Source organism: Enterobacter cloacae complex sp. P6RS, assembly GCF_014982245.1.
In the GTDB taxonomy this organism is placed as follows: Bacteria; Pseudomonadota; Gammaproteobacteria; order Enterobacterales; family Enterobacteriaceae; genus Enterobacter; species Enterobacter bugandensis.
The window spans coordinates 88,331-108,988 of sequence record NZ_JADCLB010000024.1; the positions used below are offsets into that span (position 1 = coordinate 88,331).

Here is a 20,658-nt window from a genome sequence, read left to right on the forward strand (position 1 = left end):
TTCAATCGGCAAAATTACGCCAGATATCCTGAATATCTTCCATCAGAAAGCCGCGGTAGAGCAAAAAGCGCTGGATTTTGACTTTTTCTGAAAATTCACGCGGCAGCGGTTCGCCGTACTTACGAATCGCCTGCTCTTTTGCCATCTCGCACCAGTCGATGTCGCTTTCGCGCATCGCTTTTTCGATGGACTCCCTGGCCACCCCTTTCTGGTTAAGCTCCTGACGGATGCGCGCGGGCCCGTATCCTTTACGCCCACGGCTGGCGAGAAAACGCGAGGCAAACCGGTCATCGTCCAGGTAATGATGCTCATAGCACCAGGCCACCACGCGGTCGTAGTCTTCCGCAGTGGCATCAATCTCCTCCGGCCCGTTTTTGCTCATGACAGGCGCTGACAGCTTCCGCCGCAGCTCCTGTTCACTGTGGTCGCGCACGGCGAGAATGCGTACCGCACGATCCAGCAAGCGCGCGTAGGCGGGTCGGCGTGATGTCGATTCACTCATAAAAAACCTGCAGAATCAGAAATGCAAAAAGGGCCGCGTCAGCAGCCCTTCATCTTTACACGAGAGACTTAAAAGTCTTCGTTGGTTTCTTCAGCATCCGCGGCATCCACCACGAAATCAGGTTTGGAGTCCTGGTTGTTCAGCAGAAGCTCACGCACCTTCTTCTCAATCTCTTTCGCCGCAGCCGGGTTCTCTTTCAGCCAGGAGATAGCATTCGCTTTACCCTGACCAATCTTGTCACCGTTGTAGCTGTACCAGGCGCCCGCTTTTTCAATCAGCTTCTCTTTCACGCCCAGGTCAACCAGTTCGCCGAGGAAGTTGATACCTTCGCCGTAGAGGATCTGGAATTCAGCCTGTTTGAACGGTGCTGCGATTTTGTTCTTCACAACCTTCACGCGGGTTTCGCTACCCACCACGTTCTCGCCCTCTTTCACCGCGCCGATACGGCGGATATCCAGACGGACAGAGGCGTAGAATTTCAGGGCGTTACCACCGGTGGTGGTTTCCGGGTTACCGAACATCACACCAATTTTCATACGGATCTGGTTGATGAAGATCAGCAACGTATTGGACTGCTTCAGGTTACCGGCCAGCTTACGCATCGCCTGGCTCATCATACGTGCCGCGAGGCCCATGTGAGAGTCACCGATTTCACCTTCGATTTCCGCTTTTGGCGTCAGCGCCGCAACGGAGTCGACGATGATCACGTCAACCGCACCGGAGCGTGCCAGCGCGTCACAAATTTCCAGCGCCTGCTCGCCGGTGTCCGGCTGGGAACACAGCAGGTTGTCGATATCAACGCCCAGCTTACGGGCATAGACCGGGTCCAGCGCGTGCTCGGCATCGATAAACGCACAGGTTTTACCTTCGCGCTGCGCCGCTGCAACAACCTGCAGGGTCAGCGTCGTTTTACCTGAGGATTCCGGACCGTAGATTTCTACGATACGCCCCATCGGCAAACCGCCCGCGCCCAGTGCGATATCCAGAGAAAGCGAACCGGTGGAGATAGTTTCCACATCCATGGAACGGTCTTCACCCAGGCGCATGATGGAGCCTTTACCGAATTGCTTTTCGATCTGGCCCAGTGCTGCCGCCAACGCTTTCTGTTTGTTTTCGTCGATAGCCATTATTACTCCTGTCATGCCGGGAGAAGCAACTGCGCTTCACCATGGACTTCTGTTCTGTTGGTGCAATTATACTGTATAGTCATACAGTATCAAGTATTTTGTAGAAATTGTTGCCAGAGCGTTTTTAACGCATAAACGGTAGCCTGACGACGCACGCTTTCGCGATCGCCGCTGAAGCACTCCCGGCGGGTGATCCCTTCCCCTTTGGACGTGGCAAACCCGAACCAGACGGTGCCGACAGGCTTCACGTCGCTGCCGCCGTCCGGCCCAGCGATGCCGCTGATGGAAATGGCGTAATCTGCCCGCGCCTCTTTCAGCGCGCCAATGGCCATTTCAATGACAACCGGTTCGCTGACCGCGCCATGCTGTTCCAGCGTGGCTTCGCGCACGCCAATCATCTGCGCCTTAGCTTCGTTACTGTAGGTCACAAAGCCACGTTCAAACCAGGCGGAACTGCCGGCGATATCGGTAATCGCTTTCGCCACCCAGCCGCCGGTGCAGGATTCCGCAGTGGTAATAGTCGCGCCACGCTGCTTCAGGGCAAGGCCAACGATCTCGCTAAGCTGCATCAATTCATGGTCAGTCATTCTAGCTCCAGGCTTGAGAAAAACGTGCAGCACAAGATAGCACTTTCTCGTCAGATATGGGGATGCGCTTCAGGTTTTACGAGGGGGCTTCAGAAAAAAGCCGGTGCGGGCGCACCGGCTGTAGAAATATTATTTCATGCTGTTCGCAAGCGTATCGACATTATGGCGAAACGCCTTAACGTAGGTGTCTGCTGCTCCACCTTTTGCCGACAGGGCTTCCGGGTAAAGTTCGCCGCCCGGCTGTGCGCCCGTCGCCGACGCAATCTGCTTCACCAGACGCGGGTCGAGCTGGTTTTCCATAAACCACGTTTTCACGCCGTCGGCTTTAATCTGCTTGATAATCTCCGCCACCTGCGACGCGCTGGCCTCGCTCTCTGAAGAGAGTCCTTGAGGTGCCATGAAGGTTACGCCGTAAGCGCGGCCAAAATAACCAAACGCGTCATGGCTGGTCAGCACTTTGCGCTTTTCCTGCGGGATCTGGCTAAAGCGCGTTTTGGCCCAGCTGTCCAGTTGAGTCAGTTGCGCAATGTATGGTTTTCCTGAAGCCTCCAGCGCCGCTTTGTCTTCCGGATCGGCTTTCACCAGCCCGTTCAGAATATTTTGCGCATACAGCGCACCGTTCGCCGCGCTGTTCCAGGCGTGCGGATCGGTCACGGTCTTTCCATCTTCCTCAAGCGTGTGGGTTTTCACCCCGTTTGAGGCAACGACCAGCTGGCCTTTGAACCCGGAGGCTTTCACCAGGCGGTCGAGCCAGCCTTCCAGCCCCAAACCGTTGACCACGACCACGTCAGCCTTGCTCAGCGCCGCGCTGTCCTTAGGCGACGGTTCGAAGGTATGGGGATCGCCGTCCGGCCCCACCAACGTCGTCACGTTTACACGATCGCCCCCCACCTCCTGTGCGATATCCCCCAGTATCGAAAAGCTGGTGACCACATTCAGCGTTTTCGCCATCACGCTATGCGACATCATCCCCAGCGCTAGCGCCATGATTAATCCTGTACTTTTCATCGTTTCCCCTTGCGTTAATAAAGCGCCCGCAGGCTGCCAGCCAGCCTGCTGCGCGTGCCAAATAAAACGGAAATAAAGAACAGCGCGCTGGCGGTCAGCACAATAGATGGCCCCGCGGGTAAACTTGCCGCCCAGGAGAGGCTTAGCCCCAGCCACGCGCAGAAAATACCGCTGATACCGGCCATCAGGAGTAATCCGGGTAAGGTGCGTACCCAACAGCGCGCCGCCACCGCCGGGAGCATCATCAGCCCAACGGCCATCAGCGTGCCGAGCACCTGAAAACCGGCCACCAGGTTCAGGACCAGCAGCGCCAGAAACAGACCGTGCAATAAGCCGGGTAGCCAGCGGGCATTCACCTGCAGCCAGGCGGTGTCAAACGCCTCCGTCACCAGCCCGCGGTAAAAAAGGGCCAGCATGATAAGGGTGAAGATGCACACGCCGGTCACAAACAGCGCGGCGTCGTTGTCCACCGCGAGGATTGAGCCAAACAGCAGATGCAGAAGATCGACATTCGAGCCGCGTAGAGATACCAGCGTGACGCCCAGCGCCAGTGACCCCAGGTAAAAACCGGCAAAGCTGGCATCCTCTTTCAGCGGCGTGCGGCGGCTGACCAGCCCGGCCACCAGCGCAACGGCAATCCCGGCGATAAACCCGCCAACGGTCATAGCCAACAGCGACATCCCGCTGAGCAAATACCCCACGGCGACGCCGGGCAAAATGGCGTGAGAAAGCGCATCGCCCATCAGGCTCATCCGGCGCAGCTGAAGAAACACGCCGAGCGCGGTGGTGCTGACGGAAAGCGCCAGGCAAACCACCAACGCGCGGCGCATAAAGCCGAATTCGATAAACGGCTGGAAGAATGTGTGCCAGATCATGCCACCCTCACCCGTTCGGTTTTCCACTGGGGGGCGTCAGTATCCAGCCGCAGCGTCTGCGGGAAGTGGCGCGCTACGCGCTCGCTGTCGTGCAGTACCGCGAGCAGCGTTTGACCCTGCATATACATCTCCAGCATCAGGTCCATCAGCACGTTGCAGGTCGCTTCATCAACGCCGGTGAAGGGCTCGTCGAGCATCACCAGCGGCGCCTGCTGTACTAACACGCGGGCAAAAAGCATGCGCTGAAACTGGCCGCCGGAGAGTTCATCAATGGTGGAGAGCGCCATCGACTCCAGCCCCACGCGCTCAAGTGCACCACTAATGCGCAGACGCGCTTCGCGACGAAAACCGGCGAAAAGCGAAATTCCGGGCCAGCAGCCCATGCTCACCACGTCCTGCACGGTCAGCGGAAACTGCGCTTCCAGCGCGTGACGCTGGGCCAGCCATCCGATTACTGGTCGTCTACCCTGCCAGTGAAATCTGCCGCTGACGGGCGGAATAAATCCGGCGAGGGTTTTCAGCAGCGTGGATTTGCCGCAGCCGTTGGCGCCGATAATCGCGGTCATGCTGCCGCGTTCAATCACGCCCGAAAGCGGACGCGTGACGGGCTGGCGGTCGTAGCCCGCAACCAGTGCGTTCATCACGATCATGGCAGCGCCACCGCCCAGCGCACGGCCAGCCCGAGAAACAGAATGAGCACCATCGCCAGCAGCAGCCGAACCGGGGATGAGAGAGAAAACAGGGACATGGATATTTCAACTCAAAAATAATGTTATAACATAACAATAATGAAAGGCAATGAAGATGTAAACGGCGGGAATGAAATGGGAGTGTGGCGAAATGTTTCTGCGGGAAAAAGGTGCGCGCGGGTGCCCTCTCCCACAGGGAGAGGGCGGAATAAGGCGAGTTACTGACTAAACGGCGACGCCGCCGGGACGCGAGCCTGCGATACCGCCAGCCCCAGTTGCCACACCGCCATCGCATAGTGGGTGCTATGGTTGTAGCGGGTGATGGTGTAGAAGTTCGGCATGCCGTACCAGTACTGGTAGCCAGTTCCCACGTCCAGACGCAGCAGGCTCACCTGGTCAACATTGCCCAGCGGCTGGGTTGGCGTTAAGCCTGCCGCCGTCAGCTGTGCAACGCTGTATTTGGTTTTAAAGCCGTTTTCCAGACCAAACGCTTCGCCGTTCGCCTGCACGGCAACCTGGCCGCCCGGCGTCCACCCGTGCGCTTTGAAGTAGTTCGCCACGCTGCCGATGGCATCCACCGGATCCCACAGGTTAATGTGACCATCCCCGTTAAAGTCGACGGCATACTGCTTATAGGAGGACGGCATAAACTGGCCGTAGCCCATCGCGCCGGCAAATGACCCTTTCAGATCGAGCGGATCGTCCTGCTCGTTGCGCGCCATCAGCAGGAAGGTTTCCAGCTCGGAAGAGAAATACTCCGCGCGGCGCGGGTAGTTAAAGGAGAGCGTCGCCAGTGCGTCGAGGATGCGGGTTTTGCCCATCACGCGCCCCCAGCGAGTCTCTACGCCGATAATCCCGACGATGATTTCCGGCGGCACGCCGTAAACCTGCCACGCGCGGTTGAGCGCATCTTCATACTGGTTCCAGAACGCCACGCCGTTTTGCACGTTGTCCGGGGTAATAAACTGTTTGCGGTAGCGCAGCCATGCGCCGTTCGGCCCGCTCGGCACCTGGGCGGATGGTGCCTGCCTGTCCATCAGGCGCAGAACGTAGTCCAGACGCTTCGCCTGAGACAAAATTTCATGCAGCTGCTGGCGGTCGAAACCGTGTTTGCTCACCATTTTATCGATGAACTGCTCGGCCGCCGGGTTATTCGCGAAGTCGCCTCCCATCTGCATCATATTGTGCTGCGGCTCCAGCAGGAATCCCCCGGAAGGCGCGCCCGCCGTTTGCTGAACGGCTTCGGTCTTAGGTTTGCTGCTACAGGCAGACAGCAGGATAAGCGCAGGCAACAGCGCTGCATAACGACGCTTGAACATGAGACATCCATTTAACGGGTTCGATAAGAACCCAGTATGGTAAAGCATCCGCAACACCTCAAGGAAGCGGTACGCGCCTCCACAACGCAAATCCGCGCTTTTTTCCACCGAAAATCATTCACCCCATCAATTAACTTTCAAAATAATACATTTTTCTTTCATTGTGAGATCTAACTAACACTTTAAAACCTTTCAAAGTGATTATTATTAGCCGCAGTTATACAAAAACAAAAAAGCCCCACAGGAGAGAAGAATGATAGAGACCATCACCCACGGCGCCGAGTGGTTCATCGGGCTGTTTCAGAAAGGCGGAGAAGTGTTCACCGGCATGGTGACCGGGATCCTGCCCCTGCTGATCAGCCTGCTGGTGATCATGAACGCGCTGATCAACTTTATCGGCCAGCAGCGCATCGAACGCTTTGCCCAGCGCTGCGCCGGTAACCCGCTGTCCCGCTACCTGATATTGCCATTCATCGGCACCTTTGTTTTCTGTAACCCGATGACCTTAAGCCTCGGCCGCTTTATGCCGGAAAAGTACAAGCCGAGCTACTACGCCGCCGCCTCCTACAGCTGCCATTCCATGAACGGCCTGTTCCCGCATATCAACCCCGGCGAACTGTTTGTCTACCTCGGGATCGCCAGCGGCCTGACCACGCTTGGCCTGCCGCTCGGCCCGCTGGCGGTGAGCTACCTGCTGGTTGGCCTGGTGACCAACTTCTTCCGCGGCTGGGTGACTGACCTCACCACCGCTATTTTCGAGAAAAAAATGGGCATCCAGCTTGAACAGAAGGTCCATCTTTCAGGAGCGACAGCATGAACCGGATCCGCATTGAGAAAGGCACGGGCGGCTGGGGCGGCCCGCTGGAGTTCGACGCCACCGAAGGCAAAAAGATCGTCTACATCACCGCGGGCACGCGCCCGGCGATTGTCGACAAGCTGCGCGAGCTGACCGGCTGGGAAGCGGTTGACGGCTTTAAAGAGGGCGAGCCGCCGGAAGCGGACATCGGCGTGGCGGTGATTGACTGCGGCGGCACGCTGCGCTGCGGCATCTATCCGAAGCGCCGCATTCCGACGGTGAATATTCACTCCACCGGGAAATCCGGCCCGCTGGCGCAGTACATCCTTGAGGACATTTATGTCTCGGGCGTGAAGGAGGACAACATCACTCTGGTGAATGGCACTGCCGCGCCGCAAAAAGCAGCCCCGCGCGAGTACGACACCAGCAAGAAAATCACCGAGCAGAGCGACGGCCTGCTGGCGAAGGTCGGGATGGGGATGGGCTCCGCCGTGGCGGTGCTGTTCCAGTCCGGGCGCGACACTATCGATACGGTGCTGAAAACGATTCTGCCGTTTATGGCGTTCGTCTCGGCGCTGATCGGCATCATCATGGCGTCCGGTCTGGGCGACTGGATTGCCCACGGCCTCGCCCCGCTCGCCAGCCACCCGCTCGGGCTGGTGACGCTGGCGCTGATCTGCTCCTTCCCGCTGCTGTCGCCGTTCCTCGGCCCGGGCGCGGTGATTGCCCAGGTCATCGGCGTGCTGATTGGCGTGCAGATTGGTCTGGGCAACATTCCCCCGCACCTCGCCCTGCCCGCCCTGTTTGCCATTAACGCCCAGGCGGCGTGCGACTTCATCCCCGTGGGTCTGTCGCTGGCCGAAGCGCGCCAGGACACCGTGCGCGTGGGCGTGCCGTCCGTGCTGGTGAGCCGCTTCCTGACGGGCGCGCCGACGGTGCTGATTGCCTGGTTTGTCTCCGGCTTTATCTATCAATAAGAGGTTCCTGCAATGAACGTCATTTACCAGACCACCATTACCCGCATCGGCCAGAGCGCAGCGGACGCGCTGAGCGACCAGATGCTGATCACCTTCCGCGAGGGCGCTCCGGCGGATATCGAAGAGTTTTGCTTTATCCACTGCCACGGCGAACTGAACGGCGAGCTGAAGGCAGGAAGCCAGCTGGAGCTGGGCGAGGCGCGCTATGCCGTCACCGCCGTCGGCGACGTGGCGGAGCAAAACCTGCGCGAGCTCGGCCACATCACCCTGCGCTTCGACGGCCAGCCGCAGGCGGAATACCCCGGTACGGTTCACGTGGATGGCCCGGTTCCGCAGGCTGTCACCCCAGGCTGCACGTTAAAATTTGTTGCGTAATTAAGGAGAATCACATGAGTCAGGTTGCCGTTGTCATTGGTGGGGGACAAACCTTAGGCGAGTTCCTCTGCCGTGGGCTTGCCGCAGAGGGCTACCGCGTGGCGGTAGTGGACATTCAGAGTGAAAAAGCCGCCCGCGTGGCGGACACCATCAATACCGAGTTTGGCGAAGGGATGGCGTACGGGTTTGGCGCCGACGCCACCAGCGAGCAGAGCGTGATGGCGCTGGCCCGCGGCGTGGACGAGATTTTTGGGCGCACCGATCTGCTGGTCTACAGCGCGGGAATTGCGAAAGCGGCGTTTATCAGCGATTTCGAGCTGGGGGATTTTGACCGTTCGCTGCAGGTGAATCTGGTGGGCTATTTCCTTTGCGCCCGCGAGTTTTCCCGCCTGATGATCCGCGACGGCATTCAGGGACGCATCATTCAGATCAACTCAAAATCCGGGAAAGTGGGCAGCAAGCACAACTCCGGGTACAGCGCGGCGAAGTTTGGCGGCGTGGGGCTGACGCAGTCCCTGGCGTTGGATCTGGCCGAATACGGGATTACCGTGCACTCGCTGATGCTGGGCAACCTGCTGAAATCGCCGATGTTCCAGTCCCTGCTGCCGCAGTACGCCACCAAGCTCGGCATCAAGGCTGAGGAAGTGGAGCAGTACTACATCGATAAAGTGCCGCTGAAGCGCGGGTGTGACTATCAGGACGTGCTGAACATGCTGCTGTTTTACGCCAGTCCGAAAGCGTCGTACTGCACCGGGCAGTCGATTAACGTGACCGGTGGGCAGGTGATGTTCTGATCGAGCGGCCTGATGCCCTCACCCTAACCCTCTCCCACCGGGAGAGGGAACAAAACAAGGAGTCGATATGGTAACCGCACTCATCACCGTCGCCGCCCTCGCCTGGCTGTGCCAGATGGCGTTTGGCGGCTGGCAGATCCACCAGTTTAACCGCGCGTTTGATGCGCTGTGTCAGAAGGGCCGCGTCGGCGTCGGGCGTTCCGGCGGACGCTTTAAACCGCGCGTGGTCGTCGCCGTAGCGCTGGACGAGCACGACCGGGTGTGCGATTCCCTCCTCATGCGTGGCATGACGGTATTTGCCCGTCCGGCCAAAATCCAGGCAATCAACGGCCTCTTGTTACAGGAATTGCAGCCTGATGTGATCTTTCCCCATGATCCACTCTGTCAGAATGCACTATCATTAGCGCTCAATCTGAAACATGGATAATTTCGTTGTGAAAGTTATAGACTTGCGAAATTATCATTTCGCAACCTAAGGAACGAAGCGCCTATGAAACCACGTCAGCGGCAGGCGGCCATTCTCGAGCATCTACAAAAGCAGGGAAAATGCTCGGTAGAGGATCTGGCCCACTACTTTGACACCACCGGCACGACAATACGCAAGGACCTGGTATTGCTCGAAAACTCTGGCGCCGTTATTCGCACCTACGGCGGCGTGGTGCTCAACAAGGACGAAGCGGACCCGCCAATCGATCACAAAACGCTGATCAATACTCACCAGAAAGCGCTGATTGCCGAAGCCGCCGTCAAATTTATCCAGGACGGCGATTCCATCATCCTCGACGCAGGCAGTACCGTCCTGCAGATGATCCCCCTGCTCAGCCGCTTTAACAACATCACGGTGATGACCAACAGCCTGCACATCGTCAACGCGCTGTCGGAGTTCGACAGCGAGCAGACCATCCTGATGCCCGGCGGCACCTTCCGCAAAAAATCGGCGTCCTTTCACGGCCAGCTGGCGGAGAACGCTTTCGACCACTTCAGCTTCGATAAACTGTTTATGGGCACCGACGGCATCGACCTGAACGCAGGCGTCACGACGTTTAACGAGGTGTTCAGCGTCAGTAAAGCCATGTGCAACGCCGCGCGGGAAGTCATTTTAATGGCCGACTCGTCGAAGTTTGGCCGCAAAAGCCCCAATATTGTCTGTAGCCTCGAAAGCGTTGATAAGCTGATTACCGACGCGGGTATCGATCCGGCGTTCAAAAAAGCGCTGGAAGAAAAAGGCATCGACGTGATCGTAACCGGAGAAAGAGATGAGTGATTTTCTGTTAGAAACGGGCCGCCAGACGCTAATGCTGGAGCTGCAGGAAGCCAGCCGCCTGCCGGAACGTCTGGGCGAGGATTTTGTCCGCGCCGCCAACACCATTATCCACTGCGAAGGCAAAGTGATTGTGGCGGGCATAGGTAAATCCGGCCATATCGGCAAGAAGATTGCCGCGACGCTCGCCAGCACCGGTACCCCGGCGTTCTTCGTGCATCCGGCAGAGGCACTGCACGGCGATCTTGGGATGATCGAAAGCCGCGACGTGATGCTGTTTATCTCTTACTCCGGTTCGGCCAAAGAGCTGGATCTGATTATTCCGCGCCTGCAGGAAAAATCTGTCGCCCTGCTGGCGATGACCGGGAAACTTCACTCGCCGCTGGCGCTGGCCGCTAAGGCGACGCTGGATATTTCCGTTGAGCGTGAAGCCTGCCCGATGCACCTCGCCCCGACCTCCAGCACCGTTAACACCCTGATGATGGGCGACGCGCTGGCGATGGCGGTAATGCAGGCGCGCGGATTCAATGAGGAAGATTTTGCCCGTTCGCATCCGGCAGGTGCGCTCGGCGCGCGACTGCTCAATAAGGTTCACCATCTGATGCGCACTGACGATGCCATTCCGCAGGTCAAACTCGATACCAGCGTGATGGACGCGATGCTGGAGCTGAGCCGCACCGGTCTGGGGCTGGTGGCGGTATGCGATGACGGCGGAAACGTGAAGGGCGTGTTCACCGACGGCGACCTGCGCCGCTGGCTGGTGGGCGGCGGCAGGCTGGAAACAAACGTGTCTGACGCCATGACCAAAGGCGGGCTGACGCTCAACGCCGACAGCCGTGCCATTGAAGCCAAAGAGGTGCTGATGAAGCGCAAAATCACCGCCGCACCGGTGGTGGACGAGCACGGTAGGCTGTGCGGCGCTATCAACCTGCAGGACTTCTACCAGGCCGGGATTATTTAACCCTTCAGCCCAAGACGCTTCGCCAGCCGGTGCAGGTTGGCGACGTCCATCTCCAGCGCCCGCGCGCACGCCGCCCAGCTGCGGTTATTCTGCTCCAGCGCGCGGGTAATCATCTGACGCTGAAACTCTTCCGTCGCTTCGCGCAGGTTTTCGATTGCGCTCTCAGGCACAGCAGGCTTCACGGTCGGGGCATTTTCCTCATGCAGCGCAAAATGGCGCGCATGAATCACCACTTCATCCCCTGAGCGCGTCGCCCTCGCCAGCACCACCGCGCGGTGAATCGCATGCTCCAGCTCGCGCACGTTGCCCGGCCAGCCGTAGCTGAGCAGATGCGCTCTCGCCCCCGGGCTAAGCACCACGCGGGACAGCCCCATTTTGAGACGGCACTGTTCGCAGAAATAACCCGCCAGCAGCACCACGTCGTCTCCGCGCTCACGCAGCGGCGGCACGGACAGCGGGAACACGCTCAGGCGATGGAACAGGTCGGCGCGGAACTGCCCGGCCAGCACCGCTTCGCGCAGATCCCGGTTGGTCGCAGCAAGGACCCGCACGTCCACCCGCAGGCTGCGGTCATCCCCCACGCGCTGGATGTCGCCGTACTGCAATACGCGCAGCAGCTTGGCCTGAAGTGAAAGGGAAAGCTCGCCAATCTCATCAAGAAACAGCGTGCCGTTATCGGCCATTTCAAACTTGCCGCTGCGGTTGCTGATGGCCCCGGTAAACGCCCCTTTGACGTGACCGAACAGCTCGCTCTCCGCCACGCTTTCCGGCAGCGCGGCGCAGTTGAGGTACACCAGCGGGTTGACCGCGCGCGGCGAAGCTTCGTGGATGGACTTCGCCACCAGCTCCTTACCGGTACCGGTCTCTCCGAAGATCAGCACGTTCAGATCGGACGCGGCAACAATCTCAATCTCTTTTTTGAGCTGCGCCATGCCGGGCGAAAGGCCGATCATCTCCGTATGCGCCACCTGCTCAAACGCCGCCGGGCTACCGGGAAGAATATTCTGGCTCTCCAGCTGCTCTATCAGCAGTGCATTGTTCAGCGCCCCGGCGGCCAGCGCGGCAATCAGCCGTAGCTCTTCGTCGCTGAAGGTGTCGAACTGATCCGGCGACATCCCGTCGAGGGTTAATGCGCCAATCAGATTCTGCCCGGCGAACAGCGGCAGGCCAATACAGGCGTGCACCTTCAGGCTCTCCTGCCCCGGAATCAGGCCGTCGTACGGATCGGGCAGATCGCTGTCTGCCGGGAAACGCACCACGTCGCCCGCGCGGGCAATGGTTTCCAGACGCGGGTGGCCCTCCAGCGTAAAGCGCCGCCCGAGTACGTCCTTCGCCAGGCCGTCGATAGCCAGCGGAATAAACTGCCGCCCTTCGTAACGCAGCAGCGCCGACGCATCGCAATCCAGCACGTGGCGCAGCGTGGAGATCAGGCGCTGAAAGCGGTCCTGATGGCCGATACCGGTTTGCAGCTCAATGGCGATCTTCGCCAGGACGTCTACGGAAAAGCTCATGTCTGCCTCACTGTCATTTTGACAATACATAATGTCATATTGACTCTTTTTAGGATAGTCATAATGACTACTCATTACGGGGCATTAAATCACAACCCATTGAATATCAATAGTTTAAAAAGTTGGCATGCAACTTGATATAAGCAAACCATCTTCTTTAAAAACGCTGTATTAAGTTGAGGTTGCTATGTCTATTCTGGTTAAAAATAACATTCATTGGGTGGGTCAACGTGACTGGGAAGTGCGCGATTTCCACGGGACGGAATACAAAACGCTGCGCGGCAGCAGCTACAACAGCTATCTCATCCGCGAAGGTAAAAACGTCCTGATCGATACCGTCGATCACAAATTCAGCCGTGAGTTCGTGCAGAACCTGCGCGGTGAAATCGACCTGAATGACATCGACTACATCATCATCAACCATGCGGAAGAGGACCACGCCGGGGCGCTGACCGAACTGATGTCCCACATTCCGGATACCCCAATCTACTGCACCACCAACGCCATTGATTCAATTAACGGCCACCACCACCATCCGGAGTGGAACTTCCACACCGTAAAAACTGGCGACACGCTGGATATCGGCAACGGTAAGCAGCTGATCTTCGTCGAAACCCCGATGCTGCACTGGCCGGACAGCATGATGACCTACATGACCGGTGACGCGGTGCTGTTCAGCAACGACGCCTTCGGCCAGCACTACTGTGACGAACGCCTGTTCAATGACGAAGTGGATCAGACCGAGCTGTTCGAACAGTGTCAGCGCTACTACGCCAACATCCTGACCCCGTTCAGCCGTCTGGTGACGCCTAAAATTACCGAGATCCTCGGCTTCAACCTGCCGGTGGACATGATTGCCACCTCCCACGGCGTGGTGTGGCGTGAAAACCCCACCCAGATCGTCGAGCTGTACCTGAAGTGGGCCGCGGATTACCAGGAAGACCGCATCACTATCTTCTACGACACCATGTCCAACAACACCCGCATGATGGCGGACGCGATTGCCCAGGGGATCAATGAAGTTGACCCGAACGTGGCGGTGAAAATATTCAACGTGGCGCGCAGCGATAAGAACGAGGTATTGACCAACGTCTTCCGCTCCAAAGGCGTGCTGGTGGGTACCTCCACCATGAATAACGTGATGATGCCGAAGATTGCCGGCCTGGTGGAAGAGATGACCGGCCTGCGCTTTCGTAACAAACGCGCCAGCGCCTTTGGCTCTCACGGCTGGAGCGGCGGCGCGGTAGACCGTCTTTCTACCCGTTTACAGGATGCGGGTTTTGAGATGTCCATGAGCCTGAAGGCGAAATGGCGTCCGGATATCGACGCGCTGGAAATCTGCCGCCAGCATGGCCGCGACATCGCCCGTCAGTGGGCGCTCGCCCCGCTTCCTGAAGTCACCGCAAAACCTGCGGAACAGCCACAAACCTGTTCTGCAGCAGCCAGCGCCGATCTCGGTCCGCGCATGCAGTGCAGCGTCTGCCAGTGGATCTACGATCCTGAGCTGGGCGAACCGCTGCAGGATGTAGCCCCGGGCACGCCGTGGAGCGAGGTGCCGGACAACTTCCTCTGCCCGGAATGCTCCCTCGGCAAAGACGTGTTTGATGAACTGGCAACGGAGGCAAAATGAGCAACGGCATCGTTATCATCGGCTCGGGCTTTGCTGCCCGCCAACTGGTGAAAAATATCCGCAAACAGGATGCAAACGTGCCGTTGACGCTGATCGCCGCCGACAGCATGGACGAGTACAACAAGCCTGATTTAAGCCACGTCATTAGCCAGAATCAGCGCGCCGATGACCTCACCCGCCAGACGGCGGGGGAGTTCGCGGAGCAGTTCAACCTGCGTCTGTTTCCGTACACCTGGGTCACCGATATCGATGCTGACGCCCACGTGGTAAAAGCGAAAGAGAAAACCTGGCAGTACGACAGGCTGGTGCTGGCGACCGGGGCATCTGCGTTTGTGCCGCCGGTTGAAGGCCGCGAGCTGATGATTACCCTCAACAGCCAGCAGGAGTATCAGGCCAGCGAAACCCGGCTACGCGATGCCGCCAGAGTGATGATTGTCGGCGGCGGGCTGATCGGCACCGAGCTGGCGATGGACTTCTGTCGGGCGGGAAAATCCGTGACCCTGGTTGACCACGCGGCCAGCATTCTGTCGGCGCTGATGCCCGCAGAAGTAAGCAGTCGCTTACAGCATCGTCTGACCGATATGGGCGTGCATCTGCTGCTGAAATCGCAGCTACAAAGCCTGAGCAAAACCGAAGGCGGTATCCGTGCCACGCTCGACCGAAGCCGCAGCGTAGAAGTGGATGCGGTGGTTGCCGCGACGGGCCTGCGCCCGGAAACCGCGCTGGCGCATCGCGCAGGGGCTGAAATAAACCGCGGCGTGAAGGTAAATAGCTACCTGCAAACCACGCGGCCGGATATTTATGCCCTGGGCGACTGCGCGGAAATTAACGGCCAGGTGCTGCCCTTCCTGCAGCCGATACAATTAAGCGCCATGTATCTGGCAAAAAACCTGCTCGGCGGCAGCGCGCCGCTGAAATTACCCGCCATGCTGGTAAAGGTCAAAACGCCGGAATTGCCGCTGCATCTTGCAGGTGAAACGCAGCGTCAGGATCTGGACTGGCAGATTGCCCTTTCGCCGCAGGGCATGGTGGCGCGCGGCACCGATGCTGACGGTCAGATGCGCGCCTTTGTCGTCAGCGAAGACCGGATGAAGGAGGCCTTCGCCCTGCTGAAATCGCTACCTGCTTAACCCTCGTATTGCCGGGTAGCGCTCCGCTTACCCGGCCTACATGCAGACCCGCGCAAGCGTAGCGCCGCCGGGTAAAACAGGGTGGGGAGTTCAGGAACGCACCACCAGCGCGTCGTAGCCGCGCCAGCGATAGTTGGCCATGGAGATGAGCCAGCAGGCAACGAACAGCCCGACAACCACAAACCCGGCGTTGCCCAGGTTGTCATTTACCGCGCCGATCAGATCCCAGATGCCGCCGCTGAGGGCAAATTTATCCATCAGCAGACCCAGCGCTTCCAGCCCGCCGATAAACAGCGCCACCACCACGGAGGTGCCGGTGATGGTCATGTTGTAGTAGAGCTTGCGCTGCGGTTTATCAAACGCCCAGCCGTAGGCACCGACCATCAGCAGGTTATCGAGCGTATCCACCAGCGCCATGCCGCTGGCGAAGAGCGCCGGGAAGATCATGATTGACCACACGGACATCCCGCTGGAGGCGCTGGCGGCGGAGATCCCCAGCACGCCAATTTCGGTGGCCGTGTCGAAGCCGAGGCCAAACAGGAAACCCACCAGATACATCTGCCAGCTTTTATTGACGAGGCGGAAGGTTTTACCGAACAGCCAGTTCATAACGCCCCCCTGGGCAGGCAGCGTGACGTCACCCTGCACCGTCTGGCCCTTTTTCAGCGCCTGGAAACTGCGCCAGACGCCGCGCAGGATCACCATATTCACCAGCGCCATCGCCAGCAGGAAGGTGGCGGATACCGCAGTGCCAATCAGGCTGCCGGTTTCGTGGAACCATTCCATGTTTTTCTGAAACGCCGTGGCGGTGGCGGCGATGGCAATGGAGGCCAGCACCACGATGGTGGAGTGCCCCAGCGAGAACCACGCCCCCACCCCGCACGGGCGTTTGCCCTGCTGCATCATCTTACGCGTCACGGTATCAATGGCCGCGATGTGGTCGGCATCCACCGCATGGCGCAGCCCGTAGCACCACGCCAGCAGGCTGGCGGCCATCAGCGCCGTGCTGCCGCTAAAAGAGTGCCATGCCCATCCCCAGGCCAGCAGGTTTGCCATTACCAGAGCCAGCAGCAGAAGCGCGGCGCGAGGTTCGTTGCGTAACAGTCGTAACATTTTACATCCTTTTTGAACATGACCGGGCAGCGGCAACCACCGCCTGCCCGAAGGAGATCGCTCCGTCACCTGCGGGCAGGCGCGAAGGAAAAAGAAGCGTAAAGTCAGAGAGATGATGACGCAGGCGCGCGCGCAGCAGGCGGTTGTGCAACACGCCGCCGCTGAAGCAGATTGTCGAAATCGATAAGCGTCGGGCATGGCGCGCGGCGAGCTGAGCCAGCCCTTTTGCCAGCGCGTCGTGAAACGCCCACGCGCGCTCGCAGGGCTCCGCCTGCCAGTTCAGCCACTGCTGCCAGAACAGCGCAAGGTTATTCGCTTTCAGAATCACCGGATGGTCAACGCCCGCGCACTGCGATGCCAGCGCCTCCAGCCTGCACGCTGCCTCGCCTTCGTAGCGCTGCGCGTCAATGCCCAGCGCGCAGGCGACCGCGTCAAACAAACGACCGCAGGACGACGCCTGCGGCGCGTTGATGCCACGCTGGATCGCCGTTGCCAGCAGCGGCCAGCTGTGGCGCTGAACCGCTCGCGTTTCCGGGTAGCGTTGCCAGTCCGGGACAAACGCCAGGCAGTGGGCGAGCAGATTACGCCACGGCTGCTTTGCCGCCAGATCGCCCCCGGGCAGCGCAACGGCTGGCAGACCACCGAGCCGTTCGCAATCGAGATAGTTCACCCGCAGGCACTCTCCGCCCCACAGCGCGCCGTTCTCGCCCATGCCGATCCCGTCCAGCGTCAGAGCGATAGCGTCTCCGCCGTCGAGCGGCCAGCCGTTCTCCGCCAGGCACGCCGCCGCGTGAGCGTGATGATGCAGCACGGTTTCGACGGGCAGCGCCTGCTCCTGCGCCCACCGGCGCGCGCGATACCCCGGATGGGCATCGCACACCAGCTTATCAGGCTGGAAAGCGTAGATGTCCTGCATCGTCGAGAGCGCGCTGCGCCACTGCGCCTCTACGCCCTCGTCGCTCAGATCGCCAAAGTGCTGGCTCAGCACCGCCTGGTTGCCGCGCACCAGGCAGAAGGTGTTTTTCATCTCTGCACCGGTACACAGCATGGCGGGGATATTCTCAAAACCCGCGGGCAACGTGACGGCATCGGGCACAAAACCCCGGGCGCGACGCAGGATAGCGCCATCCCGATCCATCACCGAATCATCCATCCGTTGCAGGATGTCGCGGTTGTGCAGCAGGAAGCCGTCCGCGATGCCGCCGAGCTCCTCCAGCGCCTGCGCGTTGGTGACGGCAGGCGGCCTGCCGCAGAGGTTGCCGGAGGTCATCACCAGCGGGCGCCGGCAGTCCATCAGCAAAAGATGCTGGAGCGGGTTCGCGGGCAGCATCACGCCAACGCAGTCGAGCCCTGGGGCAATTTCCTCGGGAAACGCGGGAAGCGAAGCTTTCGGCGTCAGCACGATCGGTGCCGCGGGCGAGCGTAACAGCGTCTGTATCGTCTCCGGCAGATCGTCCGCATCCGGTAGCATCACCGCCAGCGGCTTCGTCGGGCGCTGCTTGCGTGCCCGCAGCGTCGCCACTGCCTGCGGGTTAAGCGCGTCGCAGACCAGATGAAATCCCCCCAGCCCTTTAACCGCCACGATCCCGCCGTTTTTCAGCCTCTTCACCGCCTCGTTTAAGGCCGATTCGCGAGTGGCAATAGTGTCTCCGGCTCGCCATTCCAGCTGCGGCCCGCAGTCCGGGCAGGCCACCGGCTGGGCGTGGAAGCGGCGGTCGACCGGGTTGCGATACTCGGTTTCGCACGGCGCGCAGAGCGGGAATGCGGCCATCGACGTGGCCGGACGGTCGTACGGCATGGCGCGGATAATGGTAAACCGCGGCCCGCAGTGGGTGCAGTTGATAAACGGGTAACGATAGCGGCGCTCGCGGGGATCGCGCATTTCAGCCAGACACGCCGGGCAGGTGGCGGCATCCGGTACGATTTGCGTATCCATCGCCCCGCGATCGCTGTGGCGGATGGTAAAGTCCTCAGGCATGTCCGCCCAGGTGAACGGCTGCGTTTCAACGCGATCGATGCGCGCCAGCGGTGGGCAGTCCTGATGCAGCCTCGCGGTAAAGTCCCCCCCATTACCCGCGAGACGCACCAGGACACCCTCTCCGTCGTTGCAGACATCGCCCACAAGCTTCAGCCGGTGCGCCAGCTGCCAGACGAAGGGCCGAAACCCCACGCCCTGCACTTTGCCGCGCACCCGAAGCAGCACGCCGTTAACGCTCATCGCAGCTTAAAACAGCAGCGATGACGAGGTGTCGAACGCCGCGCGACGGCGTTTTTCTGCGCTCATCTGCTCAAGCTTGTCACGATCCACGCAGACCAGCGCGTGCGTCGGGCAGGCCTCCATACAGGCCGGGCCGGCTTCGCGGTGATAGCAAAGATCGCATTTATTGGCTTCGGCTTTCTCCGCCCGCACGCTCAGCCCCATGCCGCTGTTGCGCACCAACGGGCGGACAACCACCTCCATCGCGCCATACGGACACGCCACCACGCAGGTTTTGCAGCCGATGCAGCGCTCCTGCATCACGTGCACAAAGCCCTTCTCGCGCTTAATCGCCCCGTTCGGGCAGACGTTCGCGCACGGCGCATCTTCGCACTGGCGACAGATGGCGGCGGTGGAAATATTCACACCTTTAATGACGTGAATGCGCGGCAGGAAGGTATCGGGAGTGAGAGAGGCGCAATCCTGCTTCGCCTGGTGGGAAACTACGCACGCCACTTCACAGGTACGGCAACCAATGCACTTGCTGGCATCGGCCATAATAAAACGGTTCATCTGCTTCTCCGGCATAACTGTTATGCGCGAAGCTATTCATAAACCGTGCCAACATTTAACACATTGATTTTTAAGAATAATAAAAACGCAGCGTTACTGTCATCGTCATTAGTGACGATGACAGATGTCGACGTCAGCGGTGCGGGCCATCGGTAACGGAGTCGCGCAGGACAAGCTCGCCAGAAAAGGTTTGCTGATATTTGAACTCTCCGCCGTCGAGCATGAAAATCAGGCGGCTGACGATCTCCTGGATCATCTCCGTCACCGGAATGCGCACGCTGGAGAGCGACGGCACGATGTAGGGCGCAATTGCCACATCGTCAAAGCCGATGACGGACACCGCGTCCGGCGTGACGACCCCGCTGTCGTGCAGCTGCTTGATGGCGCCGATCGCCATATCGTCGTTGCTCGCCACCAGCGCGGTAAACGGTTCGCCGCGGGAGAGGAGTTGAGTGACCGCCGCCGCGCCGCTGGCCGGGTTCCACTTCCCTTCGGCGATAAGCGCGTCACGCGCTGCAATACCGTGCTGCGCCAGCGCATCCCTGTAACCGGAAAGACGCTCAACCCCTGTGGGGGAATCCAGCGAACCGGTGATAAAGGCAATCTCCCGGTGCCCTTTCGCAATCAGCTGCGACACCGCGTCCTGACACGAGGCTTTATGATCGGACCAGACGCTGTGGCTGCTGTTTTTCCGCAGGCGGCGGTTAAGCACCATAATCGGCTGCTCGCATTTCTCGACGAGCTCGTCCAGCTCTTCCACGCTCAGAAAACGCGGGTAGATGATTACCGCATCGCAGCGCATATCCAGCAGATACTGGATCGCCTCGCGCTCTTCTTCGGCGCTGTGCTTGCCGTCGGCGAGGATCAGCTGCCGCCCTTTTTCTTCCGTCATCCGCGCGGCGTTAAACAGCAGCTCGCTAAAGTAGACGCCGTGATACAGGGTGTTGGTCACTACCAGCCCAAGCGTCTGAGTGCGTTTGGTCGCCAGGTTTCGCGCCAGCAAGTTCGGGCGATAGCCGCTCTCTTCGATGGCCTGAAAAACCCGGTCTTTGGTCTCCTGGCTAACGTAGCCGTTGCCCGACAACACCCGGGAAACCGTCGCTTTCGACACGCCTGCCCGCTTCGCCACTTCCAGCATCGTGGTCATATTGTTCTTCCATCCGAAACTCATGCGGGCAGTGTACTGCACCGCGAAAAAATTGTCGCAGCGACGACGTCACGCTTTTTACACCC

Annotated in this window: 21 protein-coding genes; 9 read left to right on the forward strand and 12 right to left on the reverse strand. The window is 59.6% G+C overall.

Going from position 1 to position 20,658, the window contains the following annotated elements:
* Nucleotide 1: 1 nt before the first annotated feature.
* From recX to mltB, 7 genes are all read right to left on the reverse strand, one after another.
* Nucleotides 2-502 (reverse strand): recombination regulator RecX, encoded by a 501-nt coding sequence (recX, locus tag INF73_RS17740; RefSeq protein WP_193541451.1) that lies wholly within the window; start codon nucleotides 500-502, stop codon nucleotides 2-4.
* A gap of 68 nt (nucleotides 503-570) precedes the next feature.
* A complete protein-coding gene (gene recA, locus INF73_RS17745; protein WP_028014189.1) occupies nucleotides 571-1,629 on the reverse strand; it encodes a recombinase RecA in 1,059 nt (352 codons plus the stop codon).
* 89 nt (nucleotides 1,630-1,718) lie between these two features.
* The gene (pncC, locus tag INF73_RS17750; protein WP_028014190.1) at nucleotides 1,719-2,216 is read right to left on the reverse strand and encodes a nicotinamide-nucleotide amidase; all 498 of its coding nucleotides are present in this window, start codon (nucleotides 2,214-2,216) and stop codon (nucleotides 1,719-1,721) included.
* 129 nt (nucleotides 2,217-2,345) lie between these two features.
* The gene (locus INF73_RS17755; RefSeq protein ID WP_028014191.1) at nucleotides 2,346-3,224 is read right to left on the reverse strand and encodes a metal ABC transporter substrate-binding protein; all 879 of its coding nucleotides are present in this window, start codon (nucleotides 3,222-3,224) and stop codon (nucleotides 2,346-2,348) included.
* A gap of 14 nt (nucleotides 3,225-3,238) precedes the next feature.
* Complete coding sequence (locus tag INF73_RS17760; protein ID WP_041908508.1) at nucleotides 3,239-4,099, reverse strand: metal ABC transporter permease; 861 nt, start codon at nucleotides 4,097-4,099, stop codon at nucleotides 3,239-3,241.
* Nucleotides 4,096-4,749: a metal ABC transporter ATP-binding protein gene (locus INF73_RS17765; protein ID WP_045629920.1), complete on the reverse strand. Its 654-nt coding sequence runs from the start codon at nucleotides 4,747-4,749 to the stop codon at nucleotides 4,096-4,098. The genes INF73_RS17760 and INF73_RS17765 overlap by 4 nt, the downstream gene beginning before the upstream one ends.
* Nucleotides 4,750-5,006: 257 nt before the next feature.
* The gene (gene mltB, locus INF73_RS17770) at nucleotides 5,007-6,107 is read right to left on the reverse strand and encodes a lytic murein transglycosylase B (protein ID WP_168733281.1); all 1,101 of its coding nucleotides are present in this window, start codon (nucleotides 6,105-6,107) and stop codon (nucleotides 5,007-5,009) included.
* Nucleotides 6,108-6,360: 253 nt separating this feature from the next.
* Here mltB and srlA point away from each other — a divergent pair, with 253 nt between their 5' ends.
* From srlA to gutQ, 7 genes are all read left to right on the forward strand, one after another.
* Nucleotides 6,361-6,924: a PTS glucitol/sorbitol transporter subunit IIC gene (gene srlA, locus INF73_RS17775; RefSeq protein WP_003862164.1), complete on the forward strand. Its 564-nt coding sequence runs from the start codon at nucleotides 6,361-6,363 to the stop codon at nucleotides 6,922-6,924.
* Nucleotides 6,921-7,880, forward strand: a complete 960-nt coding sequence (locus INF73_RS17780) for a PTS glucitol/sorbitol transporter subunit IIB (protein WP_045261264.1) — start codon at nucleotides 6,921-6,923, stop codon at nucleotides 7,878-7,880. Before srlA ends, INF73_RS17780 begins: the two co-directional genes overlap by 4 nt.
* Nucleotides 7,881-7,892: 12 nt before the next feature.
* Nucleotides 7,893-8,255, forward strand: coding sequence for a PTS glucitol/sorbitol transporter subunit IIA (srlB, locus tag INF73_RS17785; RefSeq protein ID WP_045261263.1), 363 nt, complete (start codon nucleotides 7,893-7,895; stop codon nucleotides 8,253-8,255).
* Nucleotides 8,256-8,269: 14 nt separating this feature from the next.
* Nucleotides 8,270-9,049, forward strand: a complete 780-nt coding sequence (gene srlD / locus INF73_RS17790; protein ID WP_023294411.1) for a sorbitol-6-phosphate dehydrogenase — start codon at nucleotides 8,270-8,272, stop codon at nucleotides 9,047-9,049.
* Between the two features lie 67 nt (nucleotides 9,050-9,116).
* Entirely contained in the window at nucleotides 9,117-9,476 is a 360-nt protein-coding gene (gene gutM, locus INF73_RS17795; protein WP_028014197.1) for a transcriptional regulator GutM, read from the forward strand.
* 63 nt (nucleotides 9,477-9,539) lie between these two features.
* Nucleotides 9,540-10,313: a DNA-binding transcriptional repressor gene (locus tag INF73_RS17800; protein WP_010434430.1), complete on the forward strand. Its 774-nt coding sequence runs from the start codon at nucleotides 9,540-9,542 to the stop codon at nucleotides 10,311-10,313.
* Entirely contained in the window at nucleotides 10,306-11,271 is a 966-nt protein-coding gene (gene gutQ, locus INF73_RS17805) for an arabinose-5-phosphate isomerase GutQ (RefSeq protein WP_028014199.1), read from the forward strand. The genes INF73_RS17800 and gutQ overlap by 8 nt, the downstream gene beginning before the upstream one ends.
* Here the strand turns inward: gutQ and norR are convergent.
* Entirely contained in the window at nucleotides 11,268-12,782 is a 1,515-nt protein-coding gene (gene norR, locus INF73_RS17810) for a nitric oxide reductase transcriptional regulator NorR (RefSeq protein WP_048960108.1), read from the reverse strand. The genes gutQ and norR overlap by 4 nt on opposite strands.
* A gap of 187 nt (nucleotides 12,783-12,969) precedes the next feature.
* On the opposite strand from norR, the gene norV reads away from it, so the two are divergent.
* Complete coding sequence (gene norV, locus INF73_RS17815) at nucleotides 12,970-14,412, forward strand: anaerobic nitric oxide reductase flavorubredoxin (protein ID WP_028014201.1); 1,443 nt, start codon at nucleotides 12,970-12,972, stop codon at nucleotides 14,410-14,412.
* Nucleotides 14,409-15,542, forward strand: coding sequence for an NADH:flavorubredoxin reductase NorW (gene norW, locus INF73_RS17820; protein ID WP_193541449.1), 1,134 nt, complete (start codon nucleotides 14,409-14,411; stop codon nucleotides 15,540-15,542). The genes norV and norW overlap by 4 nt, the downstream gene beginning before the upstream one ends.
* 90 nt (nucleotides 15,543-15,632) lie before the next feature.
* Here the strand turns inward: norW and INF73_RS17825 are convergent, their stop codons facing one another.
* From INF73_RS17825 to INF73_RS17840, 4 genes are all read right to left on the reverse strand, one after another.
* Nucleotides 15,633-16,655 (reverse strand): HoxN/HupN/NixA family nickel/cobalt transporter, encoded by a 1,023-nt coding sequence (locus INF73_RS17825; protein WP_045261259.1) that lies wholly within the window; start codon nucleotides 16,653-16,655, stop codon nucleotides 15,633-15,635.
* Between the two features lies 1 nt (nucleotide 16,656).
* Nucleotides 16,657-18,873: a carbamoyltransferase HypF gene (hypF, locus tag INF73_RS17830; protein WP_193541447.1), complete on the reverse strand. Its 2,217-nt coding sequence runs from the start codon at nucleotides 18,871-18,873 to the stop codon at nucleotides 16,657-16,659.
* 6 nt (nucleotides 18,874-18,879) lie between these two features.
* Nucleotides 18,880-19,425 (reverse strand): electron transport protein HydN, encoded by a 546-nt coding sequence (gene hydN, locus INF73_RS17835; RefSeq protein ID WP_193541445.1) that lies wholly within the window; start codon nucleotides 19,423-19,425, stop codon nucleotides 18,880-18,882.
* A gap of 133 nt (nucleotides 19,426-19,558) precedes the next feature.
* Complete coding sequence (locus tag INF73_RS17840; protein ID WP_193541443.1) at nucleotides 19,559-20,572, reverse strand: LacI family DNA-binding transcriptional regulator; 1,014 nt, start codon at nucleotides 20,570-20,572, stop codon at nucleotides 19,559-19,561.
* Nucleotides 20,573-20,658 lie beyond the last annotated feature (86 nt).

Bases quoted from the DNA above. Each gene is read 5' to 3' on its own strand.
- recX (WP_193541451.1), bottom strand. From the start codon at position 502: ATGAGTGAATCGACATCACGCCGACCCGCCTACGCGCGCTTGCTGGAT.
- recA (WP_028014189.1), bottom strand. From the start codon at position 1,629: ATGGCTATCGACGAAAACAAACAGAAAGCGTTGGCGGCAGCACTGGGC.
- pncC (WP_028014190.1), bottom strand. From the start codon at position 2,216: ATGACTGACCATGAATTGATGCAGCTTAGCGAGATCGTTGGCCTTGCC.
- INF73_RS17755 (WP_028014191.1), bottom strand. From the start codon at position 3,224: ATGAAAAGTACAGGATTAATCATGGCGCTAGCGCTGGGGATGATGTCG.
- INF73_RS17760 (WP_041908508.1), bottom strand. From the start codon at position 4,099: ATGATCTGGCACACATTCTTCCAGCCGTTTATCGAATTCGGCTTTATG.
- INF73_RS17765 (WP_045629920.1), bottom strand. From the start codon at position 4,749: ATGATCGTGATGAACGCACTGGTTGCGGGCTACGACCGCCAGCCCGTC.
- mltB (WP_168733281.1), bottom strand. From the start codon at position 6,107: ATGTTCAAGCGTCGTTATGCAGCGCTGTTGCCTGCGCTTATCCTGCTG.
- srlA (WP_003862164.1), top strand. From the start codon at position 6,361: ATGATAGAGACCATCACCCACGGCGCCGAGTGGTTCATCGGGCTGTTT.
- INF73_RS17780 (WP_045261264.1), top strand. From the start codon at position 6,921: ATGAACCGGATCCGCATTGAGAAAGGCACGGGCGGCTGGGGCGGCCCG.
- srlB (WP_045261263.1), top strand. From the start codon at position 7,893: ATGAACGTCATTTACCAGACCACCATTACCCGCATCGGCCAGAGCGCA.
- srlD (WP_023294411.1), top strand. From the start codon at position 8,270: ATGAGTCAGGTTGCCGTTGTCATTGGTGGGGGACAAACCTTAGGCGAG.
- gutM (WP_028014197.1), top strand. From the start codon at position 9,117: ATGGTAACCGCACTCATCACCGTCGCCGCCCTCGCCTGGCTGTGCCAG.
- INF73_RS17800 (WP_010434430.1), top strand. From the start codon at position 9,540: ATGAAACCACGTCAGCGGCAGGCGGCCATTCTCGAGCATCTACAAAAG.
- gutQ (WP_028014199.1), top strand. From the start codon at position 10,306: ATGAGTGATTTTCTGTTAGAAACGGGCCGCCAGACGCTAATGCTGGAG.
- norR (WP_048960108.1), bottom strand. From the start codon at position 12,782: ATGAGCTTTTCCGTAGACGTCCTGGCGAAGATCGCCATTGAGCTGCAA.
- norV (WP_028014201.1), top strand. From the start codon at position 12,970: ATGTCTATTCTGGTTAAAAATAACATTCATTGGGTGGGTCAACGTGAC.
- norW (WP_193541449.1), top strand. From the start codon at position 14,409: ATGAGCAACGGCATCGTTATCATCGGCTCGGGCTTTGCTGCCCGCCAA.
- INF73_RS17825 (WP_045261259.1), bottom strand. From the start codon at position 16,655: ATGTTACGACTGTTACGCAACGAACCTCGCGCCGCGCTTCTGCTGCTG.
- hypF (WP_193541447.1), bottom strand. From the start codon at position 18,873: ATGAGCGTTAACGGCGTGCTGCTTCGGGTGCGCGGCAAAGTGCAGGGC.
- hydN (WP_193541445.1), bottom strand. From the start codon at position 19,425: ATGAACCGTTTTATTATGGCCGATGCCAGCAAGTGCATTGGTTGCCGT.
- INF73_RS17840 (WP_193541443.1), bottom strand. From the start codon at position 20,572: ATGACCACGATGCTGGAAGTGGCGAAGCGGGCAGGCGTGTCGAAAGCG.